The organism is Streptomyces sp. NPDC111744 (genome assembly GCF_055634995.1).
On the sequence record NZ_JBVKCG010000001.1, the window covers coordinates 674,605 to 701,223 of the forward strand.

A 26,619-nucleotide genomic window follows, 5' to 3' on the forward strand; every position below is an offset into this window, starting at 1 on the left:
CCGGCAGGGGAACGGCTATGCGGCCGACGCGAGGTGAGCGCCCCTCAGGGGCGCGGGGAACTGCGCGACCAGCCCCCACTCACCCGCGCCCGAAACTACCGCCGCCCCCACGGGTCAGGGGCGCAGCCCCGTGACGGTGAGGTCCCGGCCTACCGAGTCGGGCGGGTAGGCGGGAAGACTCCCCGCCACGCCGACGGCAACTCGTCAGCCACCGCATGCGCAACGGTGGGCGCCCCCTCCGCCGCGAACCGCCCCGCGAGGCCGTGCAGATACGCCGCCACACTCCCCGCGTCCCGCCCGTCCAGCCCGGACGCCAGCAGCGACCCCGCAAGTCCCGACAGCACGTCTCCGCTCCCGGCGGTGGCAAGCCACGGTGTCCCCGTCGAGTTCACCCGCACGGCCACCGCACCCCCCGGCTCCGCCACCAGCGTCGTCGCCCCCTTGAGCAGCACCGTCGCCCGGTACGCCCCCGCCAGCTCCCGTACCGCCGCGAGCCTGCCGGCCTCGACCTCGTCCCGCCGTACCCCCAACAGGGCGGCCGCCTCCCCGGCGTGAGGCGTCATCAGCGTGGGCGCCGTACGACCGCGTACCGCGTCCCGGTCGGCGAGCCGCAGCCCGTCCGCGTCGACCAGCACCGGTACGTCCGCCTCCAGCACCTCGGCGACGACCTCGGCGTGGTCACCGACCCCCGGCCCGACCACCCACGCCTGCACCCGCCCGGCCTTGCGCGGCCCCCCGTCCGACACCAGCGTCTCGGGAAAGCGGGCCAGCACCTCGTCCCCGGCGGGCCCGGCGTACCGTACGGCCCCGGCCCCGCCCCGCAACGCCCCAGCGACGGCGAGCACCGCGGCCCCGGGATAACGGGCCGACCCGGCCGCGATGCCCACCACCCCCCGCCGGTACTTGTCGCTCTCCGCCGACGGCATCGGCAGCAGCCGCGCCACGTCCACGTCCTGCAACGCCTCCAGTTCGGCCTCCTCGGGCAGTTCAAGCCCGATGTCGACCAGCCGCACCGAACCGGCGTACTCCCGCGCCGGATCGATCAGCAGCCCCGGCTTGTGCGTCCCGAAGGTGACGGTCAGGTCCGCCCGTACGGCCGCTCCCCGCACCTGCCCGCTGTCCGCCTCCACCCCACTGGGCAGGTCCACGGCGACGACGGCGGCCCGAGACCGCTCCACCACACCGACCAGCGCGGCCGCCTCGGGCCGCAGCCCGCCCTTCCCACCGATCCCCACGATCCCGTCGACGACGAGATCGGACCGCAGAATCAACTCGTCGGCGGCATCAGCCGTGACGACTGCCCCCCCGGCGCGCCGCAGCGCCGCCAGTCCCCCGTCATGCGCCCGATCCGGCGTCAGGAGTACGGCGGTCACCCCCGCCCCTCTCCTCGCGAGCCGCGCCCCGGCGTACAGCGCGTCCCCGCCGTTGTCCCCGCTGCCGACCAGCAGCACCACCCGGCTGCCGTACACCCGTCCGAGCAACTCGGCGCAGGCGGCGGCCAGCCCGGCGGCGGCACGCTGCATCAGCGCCCCTTCCGGCAGCCGCGCCATCAACTCCCGCTCGGCCGCCCGTACCGTCTCCACGCTGTAAGCAGTCCGCATGCCCCGAGTCTCCCCCGGAACCGCCGGGACGCGCATCCGCCCACCCCACCCGGGTCACCCCTCGGCGATCACCACCGCCGACGCCACCCCGGCGTCATGGCTGAGGGACACATGCCAGGACCGCACACCGAGTTCCGCCGCGCACGCGGCCACGCTCCCCTTCACCTGCAACCGGGGCCGCCCACTGTCCTCCACGAACACCTCCGCGTCCGTCCAGAGCAGCCCCGGCGGCGCGCCCAGCGCCTTGGCCAGCGCCTCCTTGGCCGCGAACCGCGCCGCGAGCGAGGCGATACCGCGCCGCTCCCCACTCGGCAACAACAACTCCCGCTCGACGAACAGCCGCTGGGCCAGCCCGGGAGTCCGCTCCAACGACTCCCGGAACCGGTCGATCTCAGCGACGTCGATCCCTACCCCGATGATGCTCACCCGGGCACTCTACGATCCACCCGCCTACCACGCGGAGCTACCTCGTGGACAACGCTCAGGCCTGCCCCGGACCGGTTCCCGGAACTTCCTCCGGGTCCGCGGCGAAGAGGTTCTCGGCCGACGTGGCGCCCGGGGAACGGCCGAACCAGACGGCGAGCGTGTCGAGGTCGGTGCACGAGGTGATGCGCTCCCGCGTCTCCTCGGGAACAGGGATGCCGCGCTTCTCCAGCACCCGAAGGATCAGCGCGGCCCGGTCCTCGGCCTTCTTGCCCGACTGCGACTCGATGGCGAGCAGAAAGCTCTCGCCGTCGGACGGACCGACGCGCAGCACGGTGTCCACGCGCCGCTCCGGCGGCCGGACGTCCGTCACATCCGTCGTGACGGCGTCCACGGTCGCCTTCTCGGATAAGGGAACGCCCAGCACCTCGCCTCGTCGGGCTGCGTCTCCTCACTCCACCGTCACGGACTTCGCCAGGTTCCGCGGCTGGTCCACCTCGTTGCCGCGGGCCGTGGCCAGCTCACACGCGAACACCTGCAACGGCACCGTGGCCACCAGCGGCTGAAGCAACGTCGGCGTGGCCGGGATGCGGATCAGGTGGTCGGCGTACGGGGCCACCGCCTCGTCCCCCTCCTCCGCGATCACGATCGTGCGCGCACCCCGGGCCCGGATCTCCTGGATGTTGGAGACGATCTTGTCGTGCAGGACGGACCGGCCGCGCGGGGACGGGACCACGACCACCACCGGCAGGTCCTCCTCGACCAGCGCGATCGGCCCGTGCTTCAGCTCGCCCGCCGCGAAGCCCTCGGCGTGCATGTACGCCAGTTCCTTCAGCTTCAGGGCGCCTTCGAGGGCGACCGGGTAGCCGACGTGCCGGCCCAGGAACAGCACCGTCTTCTTGTCGGCGAGGGAGCGTGCGAGCGCCCGTACCGGCTCCATGGTCTCCAGGACCCGCTCGACCTCACCGGAGATGTGCGAGAGGTCCTGGATCACGGCGCCGATCTCGTCGCCCCACTTGGTGCCCCGCACCTGGGCGAGGTAGAGGGCGACCAGATAGCAGGCCACCAGCTGGGTGAGGAACGCCTTGGTCGAGGCGACCGCGACCTCCGGCCCGGCGTGGGTGTAGAGCACCGCGTCCGACTCGCGCGGGATCGTGGAGCCGTTGGTGTTGCAGATCGCCAGGACCTTGGAGCCCTGTTCCCGCGCATGCCTGAGGGCCATCAGGGTGTCCATGGTCTCGCCGGACTGGGAGATGGCGATCACCAGGCTCCGGGAGTCCAGGATCGGGTCCCGGTACCGGAACTCGCTCGCCAGCTCCACCTCGCACGGGATGCGCGTCCAGTGCTCGATGGCGTACTTGGCGATCAGGCCCGCGTGGAAGGCCGTACCGCACGCGACGATGACGACCTTGTCGACCTCCCGCAGCTCGGCGGCGCCGATCCGGACCTCGTCCAGCGTCAGGGAGCCGGCCGCGTCGATGCGGCCCAGGAGCGTATCGGCGACCGCCTTGGGCTGCTCGGCGATCTCCTTGAGCATGAAGTAGTCATAACCCCCCTTTTCCGCTGCCGACGCGTCCCAGTCGACGTGGTACGAGCGGACGTCCGCCGGGGCGCCGTCGAAGCCCGTCACCGTCACGCCGTCCCGGCGCAGCTCCACCACCTGGTCCTGACCCAGCTCGATCGCCGACCGCGTGTGGGCGATGAACGCGGCGACGTCCGAGGCGAGAAAGGCCTCTCCCTCTCCAACGCCCACCACCAGTGGGGAGTTCCGGCGCGCACCCACGACCACGTCCGGGTCGTCCGCGTGCACCGCGACCAGCGTGAAAGCACCCTCCAGGCGCCGGCACACCAGCCGCATCGCCTCCGCGAGATCGGCGGTGACGGAGAACTCCTCCGCCAGCAGATGCGCGACCACCTCGGTGTCCGTCTCGGAGGCCAGGTCGTGCCCGCGCTCCGCCAACTCGGCGCGCAGCGCGGCGAAGTTCTCGATGATCCCGTTGTGGACGACGGCTACCCGGCCCGCGTTGTCGAGGTGCGGGTGCGCGTTGGCGTCGGTCGGCCCGCCGTGTGTGGCCCAGCGGGTGTGCCCGATCCCGGTGGCACCGGCCGGCAGCGGCCGCTCCGTCAGCTCCTTCTCCAGGTTGACCAGCTTCCCGGCCTTCTTGGCCGAGGCCAGCCCGCCGTCCGCGAGCACGGCGACGCCCGCCGAGTCGTACCCGCGGTACTCCAGCCGCTTCAGCCCGGCGAGCACCACATCGAGCGCCGACTGCGCCCCCACGTATCCCACGATTCCGCACATGAGCGGCAGCCTAAGCGCCGATCCGCGCCCGAACACGGCTCAGCGTGCCCGAAATCGGAAATTATGGCGCGGACAAAGATCCTGACAAGTTGAAGGCAGGAGCTGTCTGCGGGACATACGTGAGACAGGCCGGCGGGAAGCGGGGCGTACGCTCCGTGGCGGAGGATCAGCAGGCGGAGAGACGACACACTGGCCGACGAGGTGCGCCGGGAGCCGGCCCGAGCGGGGCTCCCTGTCCACCGGGGCGACCTCGACGGTGCACAGCGGAAGCCCGGGACGCGTGTGCACGTGGAGCCCTTCGTCGAAGGCGGGGTCTTCGTGAACTGGCACGTGGACGCGGCGGGATTCCCGGTCGGGACACCGGACCGGCACGCACACGGGGGCATGGTCCATGTAACGGGCTTCCGCCCCTGACCCACCCCCGTACCGGGCTCCCGCCGTGCTCCCCACGTGACCCACCCCACCCCCCACCCCGTTCAAACTCCGTTAACAATGGAATGTGATCTCACCGGTCTCCCCGATACCCCGGAGCGCCCACCGGCACAGGCCGGAGGCGACTCCCTATGTCGACCTCACCCGTTCCGAGTGGAGCGCGCTGCGCGACAAGACGCCGTTGCCGCTCACCGCCGAGGAGGTCGAGAAGCTGCGTGGCCTCGGCGACGTCATCGACCTCGACGAGGTGCGGGACATCTACCTCCCGCTGTCCCGGCTGCTCAATCTGTACGTCGGTGCCACGGACGGGCTCAGAGGCGCCCTGAACACCTTCCTCGGTGAGCAGGGCTCCCAGTCCGGCACCCCGTTCGTCATAGGCGTTGCGGGCTCGGTGGCCGTCGGGAAGTCGACCGTCGCCCGGCTCCTCCAGGCCCTGCTCTCCCGCTGGCCCGAGCACCCGCGCGTCGAGCTGGTGACGACGGACGGTTTCCTGCTGCCCACCAAGGAGCTCGAAGCCCGCGGTCTGATGGCACGCAAGGGTTTCCCCGAGTCGTACGACCGCCGGGCCCTGACCCGCTTCGTCGCCGACATCAAGGCCGGCAAGGGCGAGGTCACCGCCCCCGTCTACTCCCACCTCATCTACGACATCGTCCCGGACCGGAAGCTCACCGTCCGGCGCCCCGACATCCTGATCGTAGAGGGCCTCAACGTCCTCCAGCCCGCCCTGCCGGGCTCGGACGGCCGCACCCGGGTCGGCCTCGCCGACTACTTCGACTTCAGTGTGTACGTCGACGCCGGCGTCGAGGACATCGAGCGCTGGTACCTCAACCGTTTCCGCAAGCTGCGCGCTACCGCCTTCCAGAACCCGGACTCGTACTTCCGCAAGTACACCCAGGTCGCCGAGGAGGAGGCGGTGGACTACGCCCGCGGTCTGTGGCGGACCATCAACAAGCCCAACCTGGTCGAGAACATCGCCCCCACCCGCGGCCGCGCCACCCTGGTCGTCCGCAAGGGCCCGGACCACAAGGTGCAGCGGCTGAGGCTGCGAAAGCTCTGACACCGGCGCCTGTTAGAAAGGCGTCATGCTGCATCTGCGCCTGATCACCCCGGCGGACCGCACGGACGACGTGGTCCGGCTGATCGAGAGAACGGTCGGCACCGCCCACCTCGTGGTGCTGCCGGGCGCCGCCCGCAACCCCGCCGGGGACGTCGTGATGTGTGACGTGGCCCGTGAGGCGGGCGACGAACTCATCGGCGCGCTCAGGGCGTTGGACCTCGACCGCACCGGCTCGATCGCCGTCGAGGACATCGACCTGAGCCTGTCTCACCGGGCCGACAAGGCCGAGGCGGAGGCGCCGGGCGAGGGTGCGGACGCCGTGCTGTGGGAGGGGCTGACCGAGGCGACCCACGAGGAGTCGACGCTGTCGGTCACCTACGTCGCCTTCATCACCCTGGCCACGATGATCGCGGCCTGCGGTGTCGTCCTGGACAACGCGATCCTGATCGTGGGGGCGATGGCGGTGGGCCCGGAGTTCGGCCCGCTGGCCGGTATCTGCACGGCACTGGTCCGGCGCCACCCCCGCCTGGCCGTGCGTTCCCTCACCGCGCTGCTCGTCGGCTTCGCCGTGGCGATGCTGGTGACGGTCGGGTTCACCTACTTCATGGACGGCGTAGGTCTGTTCACCAAGGTGCAGCTGGAGGCGGAACGCCCGAACACCAACTTCATCTACCGGCCCGACGCGTTCTCGTTCGTGGTGGCGGTGCTGGCCGGCATCGCGGGCATACTCTCCCTGACCTCGGCGAAGTCGGGCGCCCTCGTGGGCGTGGCGATCTCGGTGACGACGGTCCCTGCAGCGGCGAACGCCGCGGTGGCCTTCGCGTTCACGGAGTACCGGCAGGCGTGGGGCTCGACAGAGCAACTGCTGCTGAACCTGCTGGGGATCGTCCTGGCGGGAACGCTGACGCTGCTGGCCCAGAAGTGGTTCTGGGCCAGACAGCGGGAGCGTACGGCGAAGGCGGGCGGTATCTAGAGCTGCCTTTCGCAGTTCGCGGCGATGTTGTCGCCCGGGTCGGCGAACACCGTGTCGGCGCCGGAGCCGCAGTTCACCGTGTCACCCCCGGCGTTGTCCTCCACGCCGATCACGTCGTCGCCGCCGTCGGTGGTCACGCTGTCGGTGCCCGTGCCGGCGTCGACGGTGGTGCGGACCGCAGCGGCGGAGCCGTCGAAGGTGTCGTTCCCGTCGCCCAGCGCTATCGCGAGCCGGGTGACGGTCAGGACGCTGCCGCAGTCGGCGCTCGTGGCACTCACCCGGGTGCAGCCGGGGCCGATCGCGATGCCCGTGCTGTCCGTGAGGATCAGACGGCCACTGGAGCTGACGGCCGTGACCTGGTTGTTCACGCCGGTGCGGGCCTGGAGCCCGACCAGGCCACCGAAGATCCGGAACGCCGTGGAGCCCGGTGCCTGGGCGGCGGCGGCCGGCGTGGCGGACGAGGTGACGGCGAGACCCGCCACCAGGACCGGACCGGCCGCTCGCTTCAGGGTGCTGAGCACGAAGTTCATGCTGTGTGTCTCTTCCGATCGAGGGGGCGCCGCGCTGAGCGGCCTCGATGCCAGAGAAACAGTCGGTGTCCAGTCGTGCACTTCCTGTTAGGCCTTGGGGCTCACCCCAGCGCCGACTTCACCGCGTCGGCCAGCCGCCCCGCCACCGACCGGGCCTGCTCGATGTCCGCGGCCTCCACCATCACCCGCACCAACGGCTCCGTGCCCGAAGGGCGCAGCAGTACCCGCCCGGTCTCCCCCAGTTCCCGCTCCGCCTCCGCGACCGCCGCCGCCAGGTCCCCGGAGGTCTTCACCCGGGACCTGTCGACGTCCGGCACATTGATCAGCACCTGGGGCAGCCGCTTCATCACGCCCGCCAGCTCCCGCAGCGACCGCCCGGTCTCCGCGACCCGCGCCGCCAGCAGCAGCCCGGTCAGCGTGCCGTCACCGGTGGTCGCGTGGTCGAGGATGATCACGTGCCCGGACTGCTCGCCGCCGAGGGCGTATCCGTGCTCCTTCATCTCCTCCAGAACGTACCGGTCGCCGACCGCGGTCTGGATGAGGTGCAGCCCCTCCCGCTCCAGCGCCAGCTTGAAGCCGAGGTTGGACATGACGGTGGCGACAACGGTGTCGGCGCGCAGCGCCCCCCGTTCCCGCATGGCCAGCGCCAGCACCGCCAGGATCTGGTCGCCGTCGACCTCCTCGCCGGTGTGGTCGACGGCGAGGCACCGGTCGGCGTCGCCGTCGTGCGCGATACCGAGGACGGCCCCGTGCTCGACGACCGCGGCCTTCAGCTTGCCGAGGTGTGTGGAGCCGCAGCCGTCGTTGATGTTGAGCCCGTCCGGCTCCGCGCCGATCGTGACGATCTCCGCGCCGGCCCGGCGGAACGCCTCCGGCGAGACCCCCGCGGCCGCGCCGTGCGCCTCGTCCAGGACAATCTTCAGCCCGTCGAACCGGTTCGGGAGGACCGACAGCAGATGGGCGATGTACTGCTCGGAGCCCTCGTCGTACGACCGCACCCGGCCGACGCCCGAGCCGGTGGGCCGCTCCCAGGGCTCACCGTGCCGGTGGGACTCGTACACCGCCTCGATCCGGTCCTCCAGCTCGTCGGCGAGCTTGTGGCCGCCGCGGGCGAAGAACTTGATGCCGTTGTCCGGCATGGCGTTGTGGCTGGCGGAGAGCATGACACCGAGGTCGGCGCCGAGTGCGCCGGTCAGGTGCGCGACCGCCGGGGTGGGCAGCACGCCGACGCGCAGGACGTCGACGCCCGCGCTCGCCAGACCCGCGACCACGGCCGCCTCCAGGAACTCCCCGGACGCGCGCGGATCCCGTCCGACGACCGCCTTCGGCCGGTGGCCCTCGAACGTGCCCGCCTCGGCCAGCACGTGCGCCGCCGCGACCGACAGCCCGAGCGCCATCTCGGCCGTCAGGTCCGCGTTGGCGACGCCGCGCACGCCGTCCGTGCCGAAGAGTCGTCCCACTTGTCCTCCTGAAGAAGCGTCCTTGCTGCCAGGAAATAATGGCAGGCGCTTAGTCATGCGATCACACCAGCCTTTGAGCGTCTTGTGTCGTTATACGCCCTTGGCTGGGATAAACGAACGCCCCGGCGGCACATGTGGCGTGCCGCCGGGGCGTTCGGAGTACGCGTCGGGCCAGAACCCGGATACGCGGGCCAGGCCCGTATAGACGTACGAGCAGGCAGCGGGCGATTAACGCTTGCTGTACTGCGGGGCCTTGCGGGCCTTCTTCAGACCGGCCTTCTTGCGCTCGACCGCACGGTCGTCGCGCTTGAGGAAGCCGGCCTTCTTGAGCGGGCCGCGGTTGTTGTCGACGTCGGCCTCGTTCAGCGCGCGGGCGACACCGAGTCGGAGCGCACCGGCCTGGCCGGAGACACCGCCACCGGCGATGCGGGCGACGACGTCGTAACGGCCCTCGAGCTCCAGCACCTTGAAGGGCTCGTTGACTTCCTGCTGGTGCACCTTGTTGGGGAAGTAGTCCTCAAGGGTGCGACCGTTGATCTTCCACTTGCCGGTGCCCGGGACGATCCGGACGCGGGCGATGGCGTTCTTGCGACGGCCCAGGCCGGCGGCCGGCTGCGGGTCGCCGAAGCGGGACGCCATCGACTCCGAGGTGTACTCGCCCTCGACGGGGACCTCGGACTCGGTGGTGTAGCTGTCAATGTCGACAAGCTCAGTCTCTTCGACCGGCTGCTCAACGGTGGTCTCGGCCACGATTCTCCTCAGATTTCTTTTCGTCTTAGGGGGTGGCCGGACTTACTGCGCGACCTGGGTGATCTCGAAAGGAACCGGCTGCTGCGCAGCGTGCGGGTGGTTCTCGCCTCGGTAGACCTTCAGCTTGGAGAGCATCTGACGGCCCAGGGTGTTCTTCGGGAGCATGCCCTTGACGGCCTTCTCGATGGCCTTCTCGGGGTTCTTGTCGAGCAGCTCGTCGTAGCGGACGGAGCGCAGACCACCCGGGTAGCCGGAGTGGCGGTACGCCATCTTCTGGGTCCGCTTGTTGCCGGACAGGTGCACCTTGTCGGCGTTGACGATGATGACGAAGTCACCGGTGTCGACGTGGGGGGCGTAGATCGGCTTGTGCTTGCCCCGCAGAAGGGACGCGGCGGTGGTGGCGAGACGACCCAGGACAATGTCCTGAGCGTCGATGACGTGCCACTGGCGCGTCACATCGCCGGGCTTGGGGCTGTACGTACGCACGGTTCGTAGCCTTCGCTTCGAGTGAATGGTCCTGAACAGGTCACCGAAACGATCACGACAGCCTGAGCCACTGCGGCGACGCATACCGCGTACGTGGGGTTGCTGGTCATCGGCCCGGTGGACCGGTGTAAGGGCCCGTCCCGTGAGAATGAGCAAGCCAATACACAACGAACAGTCAGCGTACCGGGGCGCCCCCGGACGGGTCAAAACGAGCTCGCGCAGACATCGGAAGCGCGCGACGGCGCCGGGATGCTCCCCCGTGCCCCAAAGGTCCACTATCCCCCTTCGTACTGTCGCACCGGTACCCCCCGGCCCCCGTCTAAGATGCGCCCCATGAGTTATGGGCAGGGGGGACCCCAGTCCCAGTGGGATCCCTGGAAACCGCAGTCGCAGCAGCCCTGGAACGGTGGCACCGACCAGACCCCGGACTGGGCCGCGCTCGCCGAGGCCTCGGAGACGCGCAACAAACGGCGCAGAGTGCTGTTCATCGGCGGTGGTGTGGTCGCCACGCTGGCGATCGGCACCGCCGTCGCCATGGCCGTGGTGTCCGCGAACGGCAACGACAATGCCTCGGGCACGCCTTCCAACCTGCCCGCGAGCGCCTCGCTGCCGAGCGACTCGGCCGACTCGACGCCGTCCTTCGCGCCGACCAGCGCGCCGCCGCCGCTGAACCCCGAGGACTTCATATCCAGCGTGAAGAAGGACACGGCGCCGCTCAGCGCCGAGACCCTCTTCCCGGGCACCCAGCTGACCATGGGCGAGACGGTGTACAAGAAGGGCGCCACGGCCGACACCAAGAAGTGCGCCACGGCCGCCAAGGGCACCCTCCCCAACGTCCTCACCAAGAACGACTGCACCCGGTTGATGCGCGTCACCTACTTCAAGGACGGCGTCGCGGTGACGGTCGGCGTCGCCGTCTTCGACACCCAGACGCAGGCGGCCAAGGCCAAGACCGAGGCCGACAAGAAGGGCTTCGTCAGCGCGCTGGCCGGCTCCGGGGTGAAGGCCTTCTGCACCTCCGGCGTCTGCCGTACGACGACCAACTCCTACGGCCGGTACGCCTACTTCACCACCGCCGGCTTCCTCAACGGCAAGGACGTCACCACCAAGGCCACCAAGGTCTTCCAGACCGGTGACGACCTGGCCGAGTTCACCTTCCGGCAGATCCGCAGGCGGGGCGAGGCCCAGGCCTCTGCGGCCGCCGGCCAGTGACGTATCCGCGGAGCGCGTGAGAGTTTCCCCCGAGCCCGCACCAACGCGAAGACGGGCCCGCTGACGCCGAACGGGGCGACGGCGGTGACCGCGTCGAGCCGTGTCTTTCTCACGGTCCAGGCACGGGGCGGAACACGGGCCGGGTGGTCTATGCGTCCCGGCGGTGGCGTGGCTTCGTCGTCGAGCCCGCTCAGTCCCTGACCGGCGGGACAATGGCATCGGGGTTCGGTCGGGGAGGGGACGGGGGCGGGCGAGGGTCATGCGCATGCGGGGACGGGTGGGGCTCATAGGGGCGGGGATCACCGCGGGGCTGCTGGGTCCGCTGGCGCTGTGGCGGGCCTGGCTGGACCACGAGGACGGCGCGCGGGCCCCGCGGCTCGTCCCCACCGATCTGCGGGACCGTGACCCCGAGGCGACGCCCGCGGCCCGCCGGGTCTACGCGCTGCTGGCCGGCCTGGAGAACGACGCCCGCCGCGGCCGTGCGACCCGTACCGTGATCGGGCAGCACGTGGAGCTGCAGAACGAGCGTTACAACGCGGGGTACGGCGACTACCGGGGTACCAAGCAGCCGGGCTACTACTACCGCAAGGCCCGGGACATCACCGGACGCCTGCCCGGCTTCGTGGAACTGGACCTCGGCCCCGGCTACGGGCAGCCGGGATGGGCGGTGGGCACGGCACGCCCGTATTCCAAGGCGTGGCCGGCCTGCCGGCGTTACTGGGGGTACGTAGAGGACGCCGTGGACCTCGCCGTCGGTGTGTGGTCGGGCCTGCCCCGGGCGGCCGACGGCTCCTACCGGCCCTCCGGCCCCCACCAGGAGTGCGCCTCCGGTGCCGACGTCTCCCTGCCGCACAACGGCGGCGGCCCCGCAGGCCTGGTCGGCTTCTCCTTCCACCAGCCGTATCCGGGCAGCCCGGTCAAGGGCTTCGAACAGACCCTGCTGCGCAACTCCCCCGGCGCGAAGGACCGCGGCTGGTTCGGCCGGGTGGCCACCGCGGGCAGCGCCGAGCACCGGGCCCTGCTGCACGACCTCGACTTTCTCGCGGACCACCTCGGCTATCTCGCCGATCAGGGGGTGCCGGTGCTGCTGCGCCCGTACCACGAGATGAACACCCGGCGGGGCCATGGCTTCTGGTGGGCGGGGCAGGATCCTGCCGCCTTCCGGAAGCTGTGGCGGCTGACCCACGACTACCTGGTGCACCGTCGCGGCCTGCACAACCTGATCTTCGTCTGGTCGCCGAGTTCCTGGGACGGCACCGACGACCGGCGGCCCGGGGCGTACTACCCGGGCGGCGGCTACGTCGACGTCGTCGGCGTCGACGACTACACAGACACCCCGGCCGAACCGATGGGCGACGCCTGGACCGAGGTCTGGTACCGGGGCCTGGAGGAGTACCGCAGGCCACGCGTCGTCGCCGAGTCATTCCACGTCCCGCTGAACGCGGCGCAGCCCCGGACCCTGACCCGGACGCCGTGGGTCATGTGGACGGTGTGGGGCCAGGCGCTGTCGTACGACAATCTCTCCGCGCCCCGGGGGAAGAACACCACGGCCGATGTGAAGCGGACCTACGACTCACCCAAGGTGATCACCGGTGGCGACCCCGTCCGCGTTTGGGATGTGGACTGGGAATCGCTGCACAAAAGTCGCTGAGGTTACCTTCTGAACACAGTTTCCACACATGCATTCCCATGTATCGCACATACATGCAAAGATCGTGGCTCTGTTCGGTCAGTGGTTCGGGCGCCCGGGGGGGCATCTGAGAGGCGACTGACCGATGCGCCGACAAACGGCGTGGGGGGATCGAACCCGGAACAGCGAAGCCGTCGTGGTGTGCTCTGCCATGCCACCCACGGCCGTGGTCCGTCGATGCCTCCGCGCCACCGATCTCACGGGGAGTTCCGCAGTCGTCATGGCATCGACAACAGTCGACGGCGGTGCGCCGCATTCGCGTCACACCGCGAAACTGGCGAAGCGCACCGCTGCCTGGAAACCGGGCATCCTGCCGTTCCTGATCCCGCTGGTCTTCCTGACCGTGTTCAGCCTGTGGTCGTACACACCCAGCGACTCGCCGCTGGCATGGCTGATCACCATCTGCTGGGCCCTTCCGGTTCCGGGTGTACTCGTGTCAGTCCAGGGGTTCTTCCTCATCCGCCGCCGGCTCCGCAAGGCGCATCTGATGACCCCGCCGGCTCTGGTGGACCAGGACTTCCTGATCGTCCTCGTGCCCACCATCGGGCGGCACGACACCTACCCGGCCCTGGAGCGCTCCGTCCTCTCCTACGTGGAGCACCTGCCGGAGTGGTTCCCGTACATGCGCGTGGACGTGCTCACCGAGGAGGGCTGCGAGGCCGCCCAGCGGATCGACGAGCTGGCCGCGGTCAGCCCGCTGATCCGGGTGGTCACCGTGCCCAAGGCGTACGAGACCGAGAACGGCACCCGCTTCAAGGCCCGCGCCAACAACTACGCCCACGAGCTGCGCATCGAGGAGCGCGAGGCCCTCGCCCACGTCTGGGTACTGCACATGGACGACGACACCGGTGTCGGCCCGGACACCTCGGCGTCCCTCGCGCAGTTCATCAACCGCCAGCGCCGTGCGACCCCGGAAGAGGTCAAGCACATGGCGCAGGGCATCCTGACCTACCCGCGCGAGAACGCGGTGAGCCTGATCACCTGGTTCGCCGACGCCATCCGCCCCGCCGACGACATCGCGCGCTTCCGGGCCTTCACCGGCCTCGGTACCCCGGCCGCCGGCGTGCACGGTGAGCTGCTCGTCATCCGTGCCTCCATCGAGGCCGAGATCGGCTGGGACTTCGGCCCCAGGGAGATCGTCGAGGACGCCCGGCTCGCCCTGACCTTCTGCCGTCTCTACCCGGGCCGCAGCGACTGGTTCAACGGCCGCTGCTACGGCGCCTCGCCGGCCAACGCCAAGGACTTCATCAAGCAGCGCGAGCGCTGGGCCTGGGGCCTGGTCGCCCTCTGCTTCAACCGCAGGGTCCCGCTGCGCTACCGCTGGTTCCTGACCATCTGCGTGACGAGCTGGATCCTCGGCCCGCTCCAGCACGTCGGAACGATCATCTTCGTCGCCTGGTTCATCGGCGACATGAACACCTCGCCCGTGACCCAGTCGGTGGTCATTCTGTGGTCGACGAGCTTCGCGTATGTGATCTGGGCGTACTGGGAAGGGCTGCGGCTCAACGCGATCGCCTCGCTCAGCGGCCGGCGCAGGTGGTGGGAGCCGGTGGTGGTCCTCCTGCTGCTGCCCTACTTCTCCCTCGTCGAAGGAATCGGGGGCATCAAGGGCCTCTGGAAGTTCCTCCGCCGCGAGGAGAACAAGTTCGTCGTCATCGCCAAGCCCGCCTGACCCCGGAAGAGACCTCACACCCATGAAGCGCGCACGCCTGCCCATGCTCGCCGTGCTCCCCGTCACCGTCATCTCTCTCGTGGTCGCGGCTCCCTTCGTGATCGGCGATCACCCGCTGCAGTGGTCGTCCGGATCCCTCGTGCCCCACCTGGTGCTCGACGGCAGCGAGCCCACCCACCCGGTCGGCTCCAAGTCCAGCGCCGGCGCCACGGCGTCTTCGGAGAACACCGAGGTCGCCAAGGTCGACACCGAGTGGAAGGAGGGCATGCCGCAGTGGGGCGTCCAGCTCTACTGGGAGGACAACCCCGAGCACTCCCTCGAATACGTGGAGAAGCAGGCCCGGCTGCACGCGAACTACCTGGTCGGCCTGCATGCCAACTCCGTCAGCGTCTCCTTCCCGTTCTTCACCGGGAACAAGTCCTCGACGAAGATCAGCGGCGGTGCCAAGACCCCCACCCCCGAGCGGCTCGCCCGGGTGCTGGCGATCTTCCACGAGGCCGGACTGCGCACGACCGTACGGCCGCTCATGGACGAGACCTCGCTCGACATCGCGGACGGCAACTGGCGCGGGAACATCGCCCCCTCGGGCCGTGACGCCTGGTTCGCCTCGTACCAGAAGTTCCTGACGCCCTACCTGAAAGCCGCGGACGGCGAGCAGGCGGCAACCTTCGTCATCGGCACCGAGCTGAACTCCATGGAGGGCGACGGCCGTTGGAACGCGCTCGTGGACGACGCCGAGAAGGTGTTCAGCGGCGAGGTCGCGTACGACGCGAACTGGGACAACTACGTCAGCGGCCCGATCTCCATGCCCGTCAGTCACCTCGGCATCGACGCGTACTTCCCCGTCAAGGTCGGCGACGACGCCTCGGTGAACACCCTCGTCGACGGCTGGGACAAGTGGCTGGACAAGAAGGCCACCGGCTCCCTGCCGAAGATCACCATCGCCGAGGCCGGCATCGGCGCCATGAACGGCGCCTACCACTCCCCCGGCAACTTCTACACCAAGCGCGCCGTCAACCTCCAGGTGCAGGCCAACTGGTACACCGCCGTCTGCCGGGTGGTCCAGGAACGGAAGATGAGCGGCGTCTACTGGTGGTCGGTCTACTTCGACGACGACCCCAACGACAAGCCCGACGACAAGGTTGCCTCCCGGCTCGACTTCGCCGGTCGTCCTCTCTCCGAGAAGGCGATCAAGTCCTGTTTCACCTCCGACTACGCGGGCCCCGGGACTGACACCGCTAGCTGACCGAGCGAGGCAATCATGCAAGAAGCCATCATTCTGGTGGGCGGCAAGGGAACCCGCCTGCGCCCCCTGACGAACCACACCCCCAAGCCCCTTCTCGGTGTCGCGGGCTCCTCCTTCATCCGCCACCAGGTGGCCAAGCTGACGGAGGCCGGCGTCGAGCACCTGGTGTTCGCCACCTCGTATCTCGCGAACCTCTTCGAGGACGAGTTCCGTGGCTTCTCCCAGGACCTGGAGATCTCCTACGCCGTCGAGGAGGTCCCGCTCGGTACGGGCGGCGCCATCCGCAACGCAGGCCGCCTGCTGCGCGGCCCGCAGGACGCCCCGGTCCTGATCCTCAACGGCGACATCCTCTCCGGCATCGACCTGCGCGCCATCCTGGAGCACCACGAGGCCCGGGACGCGGACGTGACCCTGCACCTCACCCGGGTCGCCGACCCGCGCGCCTTCGGGCTCGTCCCCACCGACGAGAGCGGCCGGGTGCTCTCCTTCCTGGAGAAGCCCAAGACGGCCGAGGAGTGCGTCACCAACCAGATCAACGCCGGCTGCTACGTCTTCCGCCGATCGGTCCTCGACGCCATCCCGGCCGACCGGGAGGTCTCGGTCGAACAGGAGACCTTCCCACGGCTCGTCGCCCGCGGCGGCCGCGTCTTCGGCCACACCACCGCCGACTACTGGCGTGACTTCGGCACCCCGCTGGCCCTCGTGCACGGCTCCGCCGACCTGGTCACCGGCAGGGCGACCTCGCCGCTGGTCGGCCCGCCCGCCGAGGCCCTGATCCACCCCACGGCCACCGTGGACCCGACCGCCCGTCTCACGGGCGGCTCGACCATCGGCCCGTACGCCGTCATCGGCCCGCACGTGGTCGTAGACCGCTCCATCGTCGGCGAGCGCGTCACCGTGTCCGAGGGCGCCCGGATCCATGAGTCCGTGGTGGACCACGACGCCTCCATCGGCAGCGAATCGATTCTTCACGAGGCCGTGGTGGGCTGCCACTCCCACGTCGGCGCGGAGAACGAGCTGCCTGCCCAGTTGCGGCTGTCCTGCGGCATCCGCATTCCCGCCCAGGGGGTGCGCGTCAGCGGTACGGCTGCCGCCTGCCCGACGGCCCACTGAATTCGCCGGCCCGACCGGACAGTTACTGGAGAACCGTGACCAGCCATAGTTCAACGGCCGCGAGCGAAGTGCGCCTTCGCAAGTACCGGCCGGACATCCAGGGCCTGCGTGCCGTCGCCATCATGATGGTCGTCGCCATGCACTGCGGCATCATCGACATCCACGGCGGCGTGGACGTCAGCTTCGTCCTCAGCGGCTTCCTCATCGGCGGCCAGCTCCTCGCCGAGATCGACAAGTCGGGCAAGGTGTCGCTGAGCAAGTTCTGGGCCCGCCGCTTCCGGCGCCTCGCCCCGGGCATGTCCATCGTCATCCTCGCCACCGCAGCCCTGGCATGGATCTACGCCAGCCCGCTCAGGTTCCGCCAGACCATGGAGGACGGCCTCGCCTCCTCACTGAGCGTCATGAACTGGCGGCTGGTCCAGACGGGCACCGACTACTTCGCCAACGACGGGACCCAGTCCCCGTACCAGCACTTCTGGTCGCTGGGCATCGAGGAACAGTTCTATCTGGCGGCCCCGATCACGTTGTTCGTCACCGTCTGGCTCAGCCGCGCGATCTTCCGCAACCGCGTCTTGGTGGGCCTGTTCCTCACCGCGGTGGTGGCCGGCTCGCTGTATCTGTCCGTCACACAGACCAAGTCGAACCAGCCGCTCGCCTACTTCGGCACCCAGACCCGCATCTGGGAACTCACCTCAGGCATCCTGCTCGCTCTGAGTGCTCCGCTGCTGTCCCGCATGAATCGCGGGCTCGCTGCGGTGATCTCCTGGCTGGGACTCGCCACCGCGATCGGCACCGCGCTCCTCATCAGCGCGGAAACCCCCCTGCCGGGGTACGCGGTGGCCGGGCCCGTGCTGGGCGCCGCCATGATCATCGCCGGCGGGTGCGCAGCTCCCCGCTTCGGCGCGGAGTGGCTTCTGCACAACCCGGTGCTCAACTCCGTCGCGACGGTAAGTTACGGCTGGTACCTCTGGCACTGGCCGCTCCTCATCCTCTGGCCGGACATCACCGGACACGAGCTCTCCTACTCGGACCGTTTCCGCGTCGCCTCGCTGTCGCTGATCCTGGCCTACGCCATGTACTACATGATCGAGTTCCGCTTCCGGAACAACGCACAGCTGGTGGCCCGCCCCTGGAAGGGGATCTTCGCCGGTGGCACCGCGGTCGTGGGAACGGCCGGGGCCGCGGCCATCGCCATGACCGTCCTCCCGCTGAACATCTCGGGCTCGGCCGTGGCCGTCGACTCCAGCACCGTCGGGTACAGCGGCGCGGCCTCGGTGAAGAGCTCCGTGCTCCAGAAGAAGCTCACCGCGGCCGCTCAAGCCGCTCTGCCGAATTCTCCGGACGACAGGACTCACTACGGCTGCATCGACGACACCGACGTCGAGAAGTTCGTCATTCGCGACAACTGCGTCATCGGAGACCCGGCAGGGAAGAAGTCGATCGTCGTCATCGGCGACTCCCACGCCTGGCAGTGGGGCGACGCCTTCAACGAGATCGGGAAGAAGCTCGACGCCAAGGTCGTGACCATGGCGAAGGGAGGCTGCTCCCCCGAGGTCTACGCCATCAAGAACCCCGAGCTGAACCGCGAGTACTCCGAGTGCGACAGCTGGCGAGAATCGGCGTTCGAGCAGCTCAAGGAGCTCAAGCCGAATATCGTCGTCGTCACCAGCCGGGTCCGTCAGGAAGCGACCGAAACCGGCGCCGAGAAGACCTTCCAGGCCCTGGAGGACTCCGGTGCCGACCTCATCTACATGACGGACACCCCGCAGCCCGGCAAGAACGTCCCGGACTGCCTCGCCACCCACACCGGCGACATCTCCGCCTGCAATCCGGGCCAGGACTCGGCCATCGAGTTCCCCGACTTCCGGACCATGGAGGAGAAGGTGGCCGCGCGCCACGGCGCCGTGATCATCGACACCCTGCCCGCGTTCTGCGCCGACGGCGTCTGCCCGACAGTGATCTCCGGCCAGATCGTCTACTTCGACTCCAGCCACATCACGGCCGGCTACGCGAAGACCCTGGTGCCCTTCATCCAGCCGACGGTGAAGAAGATCCTGGCCGGCTGACCCCGTGCACCTCGCCCCGTACCCGGCGGGCCTCCCGCTGCCGCTCGGCAAGCCGGTCGTCCGCCGGGTACGCGACCTCCTCCAGCGTCAGCCCGTGCGGCCGTACGACATGCACGGCGCTGTCCCGCACCCGCGCGTCCAGCACCTTCCGCGGCCACTCCACACCCCGGTGCCCGTCGCCGACGAACAGCAACGCGCCCACCATGGACCGCACTTGGTTGTGGCAGAAGGCATCGGCCCGGACCTCGATCTCGACGACACCGTCAGCGGTACGGCGCACTCCGAAGTCAAGGATCTCCCGGACCGTCGAAGCCCCCTCCCGCTTCTTCGCGTACGCGGCGAAGTCATGCTCCCCGACCAGTGACTTGGCGGCCGCGTCCATCACGGCGACGTCCAACTCCCAGTCGTGCCACAGCACATGACCGCGCAGCAGGGGGTCCACGCCGCCCGGCCGGTCGCCGACCCGGTAGACGTACCGCCGCCACAAGGCCGCGAACCGCGCGTTGAACCCCGCCGGCGCCTCAGCGAGCGCCCACACCCGCACATCCTTCGGCAGCCGCCCGGCCAGCCGCTTCAGCAGCTTCTCGCGCTGCTCCTCCCACACCCCGACCGGCAGATCGACATGCGCCACCTGCCCCCGCGCATGCACCCCGGCATCCGTCCGCCCGGCCACGGTCAGCTCGTACGTCGTCTCCTGCGACCGAGTGACGACACGCAACGCGTCCTCGATCTCCCCCTGCACGGTCCGCTTTCCCCCGGCCTGCTTGGCCCAGCCGTGGAAACCGCTCCCGTCGTAGGACAGGTCGAGACGGATGCGGACGCAACCAGGGGAGACTTCGTCGCTCACTCAAGAATCCTCTCAGGACAAGAAAGCGGGCCCGCCCCTCGAAAGGAACGGGCCCACCAACGCGCCCCAAAGGGGCGCGGGGCTGTACCGGATATGCGGCTCCGCCGCGCGAGCGCGACCAGCCACAACGCCGCCGCAGCCAAAGGACGGCCTTACGCGTCCTTCGACTCCTCGGCCTCGTCGGCCTTGGCGTCCTCGACGACCTCGGTCTCCTCGACCTTGGTCTCCTCGGCCTTGGTCTCCTCGGCCTTGGCCTCGGCAGGAGCCTCGGCGTCCTTGGCGGCACGCTTGGTGGCGGCCTCGGCCTCACCCGTCGCCTGCTGCGCGACCGTCAGCGCCTCGACCAGCTCGATGACAGCCATGGGCGCGTTGTCGCCGCGGCGGTTACCGATCTTGGTGATACGGGTGTAACCACCCGGACGGTTCTCGTACCGCGGGCCGATCTCGGTGAAGAGCGTGTGCACGATGCTCTTGTCCGTGATGACCTGGAGCACCTGGCGGCGGTTGTGAAGGTCGCCCTTCTTCGCCTTGGTGACCAGACGCTCGGCGTACGGCCGCAGACGGCGGGCCTTCGCCTCGGTGGTGGTGATACGGCCGTGCTCGAACAGCGCCTTCGCGAGGTTCGCGAGGAGCAGCTTCTCGTGCGCGGCGCTGCCGCCCAGACGGGCACCCTTGGTGGGCTTCGGCATGGTTCTTCTCCTGTGTGTCTGCCCCGGCCGTATCAGGTACCGGGGTCAGTATCCGAGCAGGCGGTCGCCTGTCGGAGATCCGGGGTCCGCCGAAGCGAACCCCGGAGATGGTGGAGATCAGTACTGCTCGGTCTCCACGAAGCCCGCGTCCGCGTCGTCGTCGGCACCGAAGGCGTCGGCGGCGGCCGTGGGGTCGAATCCGGGCGGGCTGTCCTTGAGGGCCAGGCCCATGCCGGCCAGCTTCGCCTTGACCTCGTCGATGGACTTCGCACCGAAGTTACGGATGTCCAGGAGGTCGGCCTCGGAGCGGGCGACGAGCTCACCCACGGAGTGGATGCCCTCACGCTTGAGGCAGTTGTAGGAGCGGACGGTCAGTTCGAGCTCCTCGATCGGGAGCGCGAGGTCGGCCGCCAGAGCCGCGTCCGTCGGGGACGGGCCCATGTCGATGCCCTCGGCGTCGATGTTCAGCTCGCGGGCGAGACCGAACAGCTCGACCAGGGTCTTACCGGCCGACGCCATGGCGTCACGCGGCCGCATGGCCTGCTTCGTCTCGACGTCGACGATCAGCTTGTCGAAGTCGGTGCGCTGCTCGACACGGGTCGCCTCGACCTTGTACGTGACCTTGAGCACCGGCGAGTAGATGGAGTCGACCGGGATACGGCCGATCTCCTGGCCCACCTGCTTGTTCTGCACGGCGGAGACATAACCGCGGCCACGCTCGACCGTCAGCTCCATCTCCAGCTTGCCCTTGCCGTTGAGCGTGGCAAGGACCAGGTCGGGGTTGTGCACCTCGACACCGGCCGGGGGCGCGATGTCGGCGGCGGTGACCAGACCCGGGCCCTGCTTGCGCAGGTACATCACGACCGGCTCGTCGTGCTCCGAGGAGACGACCAGCTGCTTGATGTTGAGGATCAGGTCGGTGACGTCCTCCTTGACGCCCGGCACGGTGGTGAACTCGTGCAGGACACCGTCGATGCGGATGCTGGTGACAGCAGCGCCGGGGATCGACGACAGGAGGGTGCGGCGCAGGGAGTTGCCGAGGGTGTAGCCGAAGCCCGGCTCCAGCGGCTCGATCACGAACCGGGAGCGGAACTCGTCGACGACCTCTTCGGTCAACGAGGGACGCTGAGCGATCAGCATGGTGTGGATCCTTCAGTTGCGGGCGCCCGCTATTTGACGCCCTACTGGTACTGCAAGGGTACGGGCGATACGGCCCTTTTACGGAGCCGTACCGCCCGGAAACCTCAGGCCCGAAGGCGTCGCGTCAGACGCGGCGGCGCTTCGGCGGACGGCAGCCGTTGTGCGGGGTCGGGGTGACGTCCTGGATGGAGCCGACCTCGAGGCCCGTGGCCTGCAGGGAGCGGATCGCGGTCTCACGACCGGAACCCGGGCCCTTCACGAACACATCGACCTTGCGCATGCCGTGCTCCTGGGCGCGGCGGGCAGCCGACTCGGCGGCCATCTGCGCGGCGAACGGCGTGGACTTCCGGGAGCCCTTGAAGCCGACGTGGCCGGCGGAGGCCCAGGAGATCACGTTGCCGGACGGGTCCGTGATGGAGACGATTGTGTTGTTGAACGTGCTCTTGATGTGCGCGTGGCCGTGAGCGACGTTCTTCTTTTCCTTGCGGCGCACCTTCTTGGCAGCGCCCTGACGACCCTTGGGGGGCATCTACTAACTCCTACGGGAGGTGGTCGGTCCTACAGCGAAGACCGTGGACAGAGGTCCGCTGCGGACTACTTCTTGCCCGGCTTCTTCTTGCCGGCGATGGCGCGACGCGGGCCCTTGCGGGTGCGGGCGTTGGTGCTGGTGCGCTGACCGCGGACGGGCAGACCGCGGCGGTGACGCAGACCCTGGTAGCAGCCGATCTCGACCTTGCGGCGGATGTCGGCCTGGATCTCGCGACGGAGGTCACCCTCGGTCTTGATGTTGTTGTCGACGTACTCACGAATCGCGACCAGCTGCTCTTCAGTCAGGTCACGGACGCGGGTGTTCGGGTCGATGCCGGTCTCGGCCAGCGTCAGCTGGGAGAGCGTACGGCCGATGCCGAACACGTAGGTGAGGGCGACTTCCACACGCTTTTCGCGCGGGATGTCAACACCGGAAACGCGTGCCACTTCAATGGCTCCTGGTGATCTTCGGAGGTCTTCCGCAGGACCGGATCCCAGCCGCCGTACCAGGTACGAACTGGGTCCCCGGCCTCCGAACCGGGGGTGTCGAGCCGTGTTCGACTCGGGCCCTGCGTATGAACATATTCAGCTTGCGTCGCGCGAAACTCTGCGATGGATGCAGAGGGATCGGTCGTGCGTCAGCCCTGGCGCTGCTTGTGGCGCGGGTTCTCGCAGATGACCATGACCCGACCGTGACGGCGGATCACCCTGCACTTGTCGCAGATCTTCTTGACGCTCGGCTTGACCTTCATGGGATTGAGGTTCTCCGGGTCAGTTGCCGGCGGCCCCGCTCACGCGGGACGTGGGCAAGATCTACTTGTATCGGTAGACGATCCGGCCACGCGTCAGGTCGTACGGAGACAACTCCACCACGACCCGGTCGTCAGGGAGGATGCGGATGTAGTGCATACGCATCTTGCCGCTGATGTGTGCCAGGACCTGGTGGCCGTTCTGGAGCTCGACCTTGAACATCGCGTTCGGAAGAGACTCGACGACAGTGCCCTCGATCTCGATGGCACCTTGCTTCTTGGCCACGCTTCGCCCTTCGAATCGACTACCTTGATCGACTCACGAGGGGCATGCGGACATGCGGGTGCACGAGAGCCGACGAGTCAGTCTACGTCAGCACCCAGAAAAAGACGAATTCGCTCGTACTCCGCAGCTACACATGACAGTGCCCCGCCCGTCGGCACGTTATGCACGACGGACGGGGCGAGCGGTAGGTCCCCCACCGCGTCCTACTGCTGAGGCAGCGCCCTACACCCGGCCGCGCACGCGGGCGCAGTACCGGCAGGCTTTGCGATCTGGTTGTGATCTTCAGGCAAGCGGGTCGGGTGCCGCCGTGACCCCGTGCTCCGCCAGCTTCGCCCGGCCCCCGTCGGGAGCCGTCAGCACCAGCGGGCCCTCTTCCGTGAGGGCGACGGAGTGCTCCCAGTGCGAGGACCAGGTCCCGTCGGTCGTGATGACCGTCCAGTCGTCCTCCAGCACCTCGGTCCGGGGCGTCCCCAGCGACACCATCGGCTCGATGGCCAGGCAGAAGCCGGGGACCAGCTTCGGGCCCTTCCCCCGCCGCCGGTCGACGTAGTTCAGCAGGTGCGGGTCCATGTGCATCTCGGTGCCGATGCCGTGGCCGCCGTAGTCCTCGATGATCCCGTACTTGCCGCCGCCCGGCTTCGGCTGCCGGCGGATGTACGTCTCGATGGCCTTGGAGACGTCCACCAGCCGGTTGCCCTGCTTCATCGCCGCGATACCGGCCCACATCGACTCCTCGGTCACCCGGGAGAGCTCGATCAGCTCCGGTGCGTGACCGGAGCCCACGAAGGCCGTGTAGGCCGCGTCACCGTGCCAGCCGTCGACGATCGCACCGCAGTCGATGGAGATGATGTCGCCGTCCTTGAGGACGACGTCGTCCGAGGGGATGCCGTGGACGACCACGTCGTTGACGGACGTGCAGATGGTGGCCGGGAAGCCGCCGTACCCGAGGAAGTTCGACTTGGCGCCGTGCTCGGCGAGGACCTTGCGGGCCACCTCGTCCAGGTCCTGGGTGCTGGCACCGGGGACCGCCACCTCGCGGGTCGCCGCGTGGATGGCGGCTACGACCAGGCCCGCCGCCCGCATCTTGGCGATCTGCTCGGGGGTCTTGATCTGCACCATGGGGGCCTGCGCTCTCCGTCACTCACGTCAACGTCAACCGGATACCTGTACAACAGTACGGCCGCGGCACCCGAGGGGGCACCGCGGCCGGAACCGCCGTGGAACTACTTCTTGTCGTCCTCGTCCCACCCCAGCGCGTCCAGCGCCCGCCGGGTGATCTCTTCCACCGGGCCCAGCGAGGAGATCGTACGGACCAGGCCCTGCGACTTGTAGTAGTCGATGATGGGCTCGGTCTGTGTGTGGTAGACCTCCAGCCGCGTACGGACGGTGTCCTCGGAGTCGTCGTCGCGCTGGTAGAGCTCGCCACCGCAGATGTCGCAGACACCCTCGACCTTCGGCGGGCTGTACGTCACGTGGAAGACGTGGCCGTTGTCCTTGCGGCAGATGCGGCGACCCGCGATCCGCTTGACGACCTCGTCCTCCGGGACCTCGAGGTCGAGTACGGCGTCGAGCTTGATGCCCTCGTTCTTCAGCAGCTCGTCGAGCGCCTCGGCCTGCGAGACGTTGCGCGGGAACCCGTCCAGGAGGAAACCGCCGGTCGCGTCCGGCTGCTCCATGCGGTCCTTGGCCATGGCGATGGTGACCTCGTCCGGGACGAGGTTGCCGGCGTCCATGTAGGACTTCGCGAGCTTCCCGAGCTCCGTCTGCTGGCTGATGTTGGCCCGGAACAGGTCGCCCGTGGAGATGTGCGGGATCTTCAGCTTCTCGGCGAGGCGAACGGCTTGCGTTCCCTTACCGGCGCCCGGCGGCCCGACGAGGACGATTCGCATCAGCGGAGGAACCCTTCGTAATTGCGCTGCTGAAGCTGGCTCTCGATCTGCTTCACCGTCTCGAGACCCACACCCACGATGATGAGGATGCTGGTACCACCGAACGGGAAGTTGTTGCTTGCCCCAAAGCCAACCAACGCCATCGTCGGCACGAGAGCGATCAGCCCCAGATACAGCGAACCCGGCCAGGTGATCCGGTTGAGCACGTACGAGAGGTACTCAGCGGTCGGTCGGCCAGCCCGGATGCCCGGGATGAAGCCACCATACTTCTTCATGTTGTCGGCTACTTCTTCGGGGTTGAAGGAGATGGCGACGTAGAAGAACGCGAAGAAAACGATGAGCAAGAAGTACGAAGTGATGTAGATCGGGTGGTCGCCCTTGGTCAGGTTCGTCGTGATCCAGGTCTTCCAGCCCGAGTTCCCGCCGGCGAACTGCGCCACGAGTGCCGGGATGTAGAGCAGCGACGAGGCGAAGATGACCGGGATCACACCGGCCTGGTTCACCTTCAGCGGGATGTACGTCGACGTACCGCCGTAGGACCGGCGGCCGATCATGCGCTTCGCGTACTGGACCGGGATCCGGCGCTGGGCCTGCTCGACGAAGACCACCAGGCCGACCATGACCAGGCCGACCGCGATGACGCTGCCGAACTCGATCCAGCCGCCGGCCAGGGTGCCCTGCTTCTTGATGGCCCACAGCGCGGACGGGAAGGTCGCGGCGATCGAGATGAACATCAGGATCGACATGCCGTTGCCGATACCGCGGTCGGTGATCAGCTCACCGAGCCACATGACGACGGCCGTACCGGCGGTCATGCAGATCACCATCGTGATGGTGGTGAAGATCGCCTGGTCCGGCACGATGCTGGAGGCGACCGTGCAGCCGGAGAAGAGCGCGCCGCTGCGGGCGGTGGCGACCAGGCCGGTGCCCTGCAGGATGGCCAGTGCCACCGTCAGGTAGCGGGTGTACTGGGTGATCTTCGCCGTGCCGGCCTGGCCCTCCTTCTTCAGGGCTTCCAGGCGCGGGATGACCACGGTCAGCAGCTGAAGAATGATGCTGGCGGTGATGTACGGCATGATGCCGAGCGCGAAGATCGTGATCTGGAGCAGCGCGCCACCGCTGAACATGTTGACGAGACCGAACAGGCCCTGGTTGCCGGAGGCCTCGTTCACACACGTCTGAACGGCTTTGTAGTTGACGCCGGGGATCGGGACATGGGTACCGACCCGGTAGACCACGATGATGCCCAGCGTGAAGAGCAGTTTCTTGCGCAGGTCGGGCGTCCTGAACGCCCGGGCGAACGCGGTGAGCACGGTGCCTCCTGCGACCCCCGCGCAACTGCGTCAAGGGTGACGGTCTTGAGGTTCGACGAATAGGAAAAAAGAACAGCGCAGGCCACCATACCGGCGACCACGCCCCCTAGGAACGACCAACCGGGGATACCCCACTGTGAGGGTATCCCCGGTCGGGATCGCTTACGT

26 protein-coding genes are annotated in these 26,619 nt (G+C 68.8%); 8 read left to right on the forward strand and 18 right to left on the reverse strand.

What is annotated here, in order from left to right; all coding sequences use genetic code 11:
- Positions 1–149: 149 nt before the first annotated feature.
- Genes ACZ7OO_RS03160 through glmS form a run of 4 tightly spaced genes read right to left on the reverse strand, consistent with a single transcriptional unit; the run spans position 150 to position 4,323 of the window.
- On the reverse strand, positions 150–1,601 hold the full coding sequence (locus ACZ7OO_RS03160; protein WP_471500925.1) for an NAD(P)H-hydrate dehydratase: 1,452 nt from the start codon (positions 1,599–1,601) through the stop codon (positions 150–152).
- Between the two features lie 54 nt (positions 1,602–1,655).
- Entirely contained in the window at positions 1,656–2,027 is a 372-nt protein-coding gene (locus tag ACZ7OO_RS03165) for a holo-ACP synthase (RefSeq protein ID WP_471500926.1), read from the reverse strand.
- A 55-nt stretch (positions 2,028–2,082) separates the two neighbouring features.
- Complete coding sequence (locus ACZ7OO_RS03170; protein ID WP_471500928.1) at positions 2,083–2,418, reverse strand: hypothetical protein; 336 nt, start codon at positions 2,416–2,418, stop codon at positions 2,083–2,085.
- A gap of 57 nt (positions 2,419–2,475) precedes the next feature.
- On the reverse strand, positions 2,476–4,323 hold the full coding sequence (gene glmS / locus ACZ7OO_RS03175; RefSeq protein ID WP_471500930.1) for a glutamine--fructose-6-phosphate transaminase (isomerizing): 1,848 nt from the start codon (positions 4,321–4,323) through the stop codon (positions 2,476–2,478).
- Positions 4,324–4,822: 499 nt separating this feature from the next.
- Between glmS and coaA the strand changes: the two genes are divergently transcribed.
- The gene (coaA, locus tag ACZ7OO_RS03180) at positions 4,823–5,812 is read left to right on the forward strand and encodes a type I pantothenate kinase (protein WP_471500932.1); all 990 of its coding nucleotides are present in this window, start codon (positions 4,823–4,825) and stop codon (positions 5,810–5,812) included.
- Between the two features lie 25 nt (positions 5,813–5,837).
- A complete protein-coding gene (locus ACZ7OO_RS03185; protein ID WP_471500934.1) occupies positions 5,838–6,785 on the forward strand; it encodes a DUF389 domain-containing protein in 948 nt (315 codons plus the stop codon).
- Here the strand turns inward: ACZ7OO_RS03185 and ACZ7OO_RS03190 are convergent.
- From ACZ7OO_RS03190 to rplM, 4 genes are all read right to left on the reverse strand, one after another.
- Positions 6,782–7,315 (reverse strand): hypothetical protein, encoded by a 534-nt coding sequence (locus ACZ7OO_RS03190; protein WP_471500936.1) that lies wholly within the window; start codon positions 7,313–7,315, stop codon positions 6,782–6,784. The genes ACZ7OO_RS03185 and ACZ7OO_RS03190 overlap by 4 nt on opposite strands.
- Before the next feature lie 101 nt (positions 7,316–7,416).
- On the reverse strand, positions 7,417–8,775 hold the full coding sequence (glmM, locus tag ACZ7OO_RS03195) for a phosphoglucosamine mutase (protein ID WP_471500938.1): 1,359 nt from the start codon (positions 8,773–8,775) through the stop codon (positions 7,417–7,419).
- Positions 8,776–9,003: 228 nt separating this feature from the next.
- Entirely contained in the window at positions 9,004–9,525 is a 522-nt protein-coding gene (rpsI, locus tag ACZ7OO_RS03200; protein WP_352223063.1) for a 30S ribosomal protein S9, read from the reverse strand.
- A gap of 42 nt (positions 9,526–9,567) precedes the next feature.
- Positions 9,568–10,011, reverse strand: coding sequence for a 50S ribosomal protein L13 (rplM, locus tag ACZ7OO_RS03205; protein ID WP_352223065.1), 444 nt, complete (start codon positions 10,009–10,011; stop codon positions 9,568–9,570).
- A 333-nt stretch (positions 10,012–10,344) separates the two neighbouring features.
- On the opposite strand from rplM, the gene ACZ7OO_RS03210 reads away from it, so the two are divergent.
- The 6 genes from ACZ7OO_RS03210 (at position 10,345) to ACZ7OO_RS03235 (ending at position 19,010) form a co-directional block, all read left to right on the forward strand.
- On the forward strand, positions 10,345–11,223 hold the full coding sequence (locus ACZ7OO_RS03210) for a hypothetical protein (RefSeq protein WP_471500940.1): 879 nt from the start codon (positions 10,345–10,347) through the stop codon (positions 11,221–11,223).
- Positions 11,224–11,488: 265 nt separating this feature from the next.
- Entirely contained in the window at positions 11,489–12,874 is a 1,386-nt protein-coding gene (locus tag ACZ7OO_RS03215; RefSeq protein ID WP_471500942.1) for a glycosyl hydrolase, read from the forward strand.
- Between the two features lie 259 nt (positions 12,875–13,133).
- Complete coding sequence (locus ACZ7OO_RS03220) at positions 13,134–14,585, forward strand: glycosyltransferase family 2 protein (protein ID WP_471500944.1); 1,452 nt, start codon at positions 13,134–13,136, stop codon at positions 14,583–14,585.
- A gap of 22 nt (positions 14,586–14,607) precedes the next feature.
- Complete coding sequence (locus ACZ7OO_RS03225) at positions 14,608–15,831, forward strand: glycoside hydrolase family 113 (protein ID WP_471500946.1); 1,224 nt, start codon at positions 14,608–14,610, stop codon at positions 15,829–15,831.
- 15 nt (positions 15,832–15,846) lie between these two features.
- A complete protein-coding gene (gene manB / locus ACZ7OO_RS03230) occupies positions 15,847–16,944 on the forward strand; it encodes a mannose-1-phosphate guanylyltransferase (RefSeq protein WP_471500948.1) in 1,098 nt (365 codons plus the stop codon).
- A gap of 35 nt (positions 16,945–16,979) precedes the next feature.
- Entirely contained in the window at positions 16,980–19,010 is a 2,031-nt protein-coding gene (locus ACZ7OO_RS03235; RefSeq protein WP_471500950.1) for an acyltransferase family protein, read from the forward strand.
- Here the strand turns inward: ACZ7OO_RS03235 and truA are convergent.
- From truA to secY, 10 genes are all read right to left on the reverse strand, one after another.
- Positions 18,973–19,857, reverse strand: coding sequence for a tRNA pseudouridine(38-40) synthase TruA (gene truA / locus ACZ7OO_RS03240; protein WP_471500952.1), 885 nt, complete (start codon positions 19,855–19,857; stop codon positions 18,973–18,975). The genes ACZ7OO_RS03235 and truA overlap by 38 nt on opposite strands.
- A 152-nt stretch (positions 19,858–20,009) precedes the next feature.
- The gene (gene rplQ / locus ACZ7OO_RS03245; protein ID WP_471500954.1) at positions 20,010–20,546 is read right to left on the reverse strand and encodes a 50S ribosomal protein L17; all 537 of its coding nucleotides are present in this window, start codon (positions 20,544–20,546) and stop codon (positions 20,010–20,012) included.
- Positions 20,547–20,663: 117 nt separating this feature from the next.
- Complete coding sequence (locus ACZ7OO_RS03250) at positions 20,664–21,686, reverse strand: DNA-directed RNA polymerase subunit alpha (protein ID WP_003966937.1); 1,023 nt, start codon at positions 21,684–21,686, stop codon at positions 20,664–20,666.
- A 124-nt stretch (positions 21,687–21,810) separates the two neighbouring features.
- Positions 21,811–22,215 carry a 30S ribosomal protein S11 gene (gene rpsK / locus ACZ7OO_RS03255; protein ID WP_003956432.1) on the reverse strand — a complete coding sequence of 135 codons (405 nt, stop codon included), beginning with the start codon at positions 22,213–22,215 and terminating at the stop codon, positions 21,811–21,813.
- 65 nt (positions 22,216–22,280) lie between these two features.
- A complete protein-coding gene (gene rpsM / locus ACZ7OO_RS03260; protein ID WP_020941684.1) occupies positions 22,281–22,661 on the reverse strand; it encodes a 30S ribosomal protein S13 in 381 nt (126 codons plus the stop codon).
- A gap of 191 nt (positions 22,662–22,852) precedes the next feature.
- Positions 22,853–22,966 (reverse strand): 50S ribosomal protein L36, encoded by a 114-nt coding sequence (gene rpmJ, locus ACZ7OO_RS03265; RefSeq protein WP_003998809.1) that lies wholly within the window; start codon positions 22,964–22,966, stop codon positions 22,853–22,855.
- Positions 22,967–23,027: 61 nt separating this feature from the next.
- Positions 23,028–23,249 (reverse strand): translation initiation factor IF-1, encoded by a 222-nt coding sequence (gene infA / locus ACZ7OO_RS03270; protein WP_003948620.1) that lies wholly within the window; start codon positions 23,247–23,249, stop codon positions 23,028–23,030.
- 282 nt (positions 23,250–23,531) lie between these two features.
- Positions 23,532–24,368, reverse strand: coding sequence for a type I methionyl aminopeptidase (gene map / locus ACZ7OO_RS03275; RefSeq protein WP_471500957.1), 837 nt, complete (start codon positions 24,366–24,368; stop codon positions 23,532–23,534).
- A gap of 104 nt (positions 24,369–24,472) precedes the next feature.
- A complete protein-coding gene (locus ACZ7OO_RS03280) occupies positions 24,473–25,138 on the reverse strand; it encodes an adenylate kinase (protein WP_471500959.1) in 666 nt (221 codons plus the stop codon).
- Positions 25,138–26,451 carry a preprotein translocase subunit SecY gene (gene secY, locus ACZ7OO_RS03285; protein WP_471500961.1) on the reverse strand — a complete coding sequence of 438 codons (1,314 nt, stop codon included), beginning with the start codon at positions 26,449–26,451 and terminating at the stop codon, positions 25,138–25,140. Before secY ends, ACZ7OO_RS03280 begins: the two co-directional genes overlap by 1 nt.
- Positions 26,452–26,619 lie beyond the last annotated feature (168 nt).

What these genes read in the sequence shown, in the direction of transcription:
- ACZ7OO_RS03210 (WP_471500940.1), top strand. Translation starts at nt 10,345, where the DNA reads ATGAGTTATGGGCAGGGGGGACCCCAGTCCCAGTGGGATCCCTGGAAA.
- ACZ7OO_RS03185 (WP_471500934.1), top strand. Translation starts at nt 5,838, where the DNA reads ATGCTGCATCTGCGCCTGATCACCCCGGCGGACCGCACGGACGACGTG.
- ACZ7OO_RS03280 (WP_471500959.1), bottom strand. Translation starts at nt 25,138, where the DNA reads ATGCGAATCGTCCTCGTCGGGCCGCCGGGCGCCGGTAAGGGAACGCAA.
- rpsK (WP_003956432.1), bottom strand. Translation starts at nt 22,215, where the DNA reads ATGCCCCCCAAGGGTCGTCAGGGCGCTGCCAAGAAGGTGCGCCGCAAG.
- ACZ7OO_RS03250 (WP_003966937.1), bottom strand. Translation starts at nt 21,686, where the DNA reads ATGCTGATCGCTCAGCGTCCCTCGTTGACCGAAGAGGTCGTCGACGAG.
- rpmJ (WP_003998809.1), bottom strand. Translation starts at nt 22,966, where the DNA reads ATGAAGGTCAAGCCGAGCGTCAAGAAGATCTGCGACAAGTGCAGGGTG.
- rplQ (WP_471500954.1), bottom strand. Translation starts at nt 20,546, where the DNA reads ATGCCGAAGCCCACCAAGGGTGCCCGTCTGGGCGGCAGCGCCGCGCAC.
- manB (WP_471500948.1), top strand. Translation starts at nt 15,847, where the DNA reads ATGCAAGAAGCCATCATTCTGGTGGGCGGCAAGGGAACCCGCCTGCGC.
- ACZ7OO_RS03160 (WP_471500925.1), bottom strand. Translation starts at nt 1,601, where the DNA reads ATGCGGACTGCTTACAGCGTGGAGACGGTACGGGCGGCCGAGCGGGAG.
- ACZ7OO_RS03220 (WP_471500944.1), top strand. Translation starts at nt 13,134, where the DNA reads ATGGCATCGACAACAGTCGACGGCGGTGCGCCGCATTCGCGTCACACC.
- ACZ7OO_RS03225 (WP_471500946.1), top strand. Translation starts at nt 14,608, where the DNA reads ATGAAGCGCGCACGCCTGCCCATGCTCGCCGTGCTCCCCGTCACCGTC.
- ACZ7OO_RS03215 (WP_471500942.1), top strand. Translation starts at nt 11,489, where the DNA reads ATGCGGGGACGGGTGGGGCTCATAGGGGCGGGGATCACCGCGGGGCTG.
- glmS (WP_471500930.1), bottom strand. Translation starts at nt 4,323, where the DNA reads ATGTGCGGAATCGTGGGATACGTGGGGGCGCAGTCGGCGCTCGATGTG.
- ACZ7OO_RS03190 (WP_471500936.1), bottom strand. Translation starts at nt 7,315, where the DNA reads ATGAACTTCGTGCTCAGCACCCTGAAGCGAGCGGCCGGTCCGGTCCTG.
- map (WP_471500957.1), bottom strand. Translation starts at nt 24,368, where the DNA reads ATGGTGCAGATCAAGACCCCCGAGCAGATCGCCAAGATGCGGGCGGCG.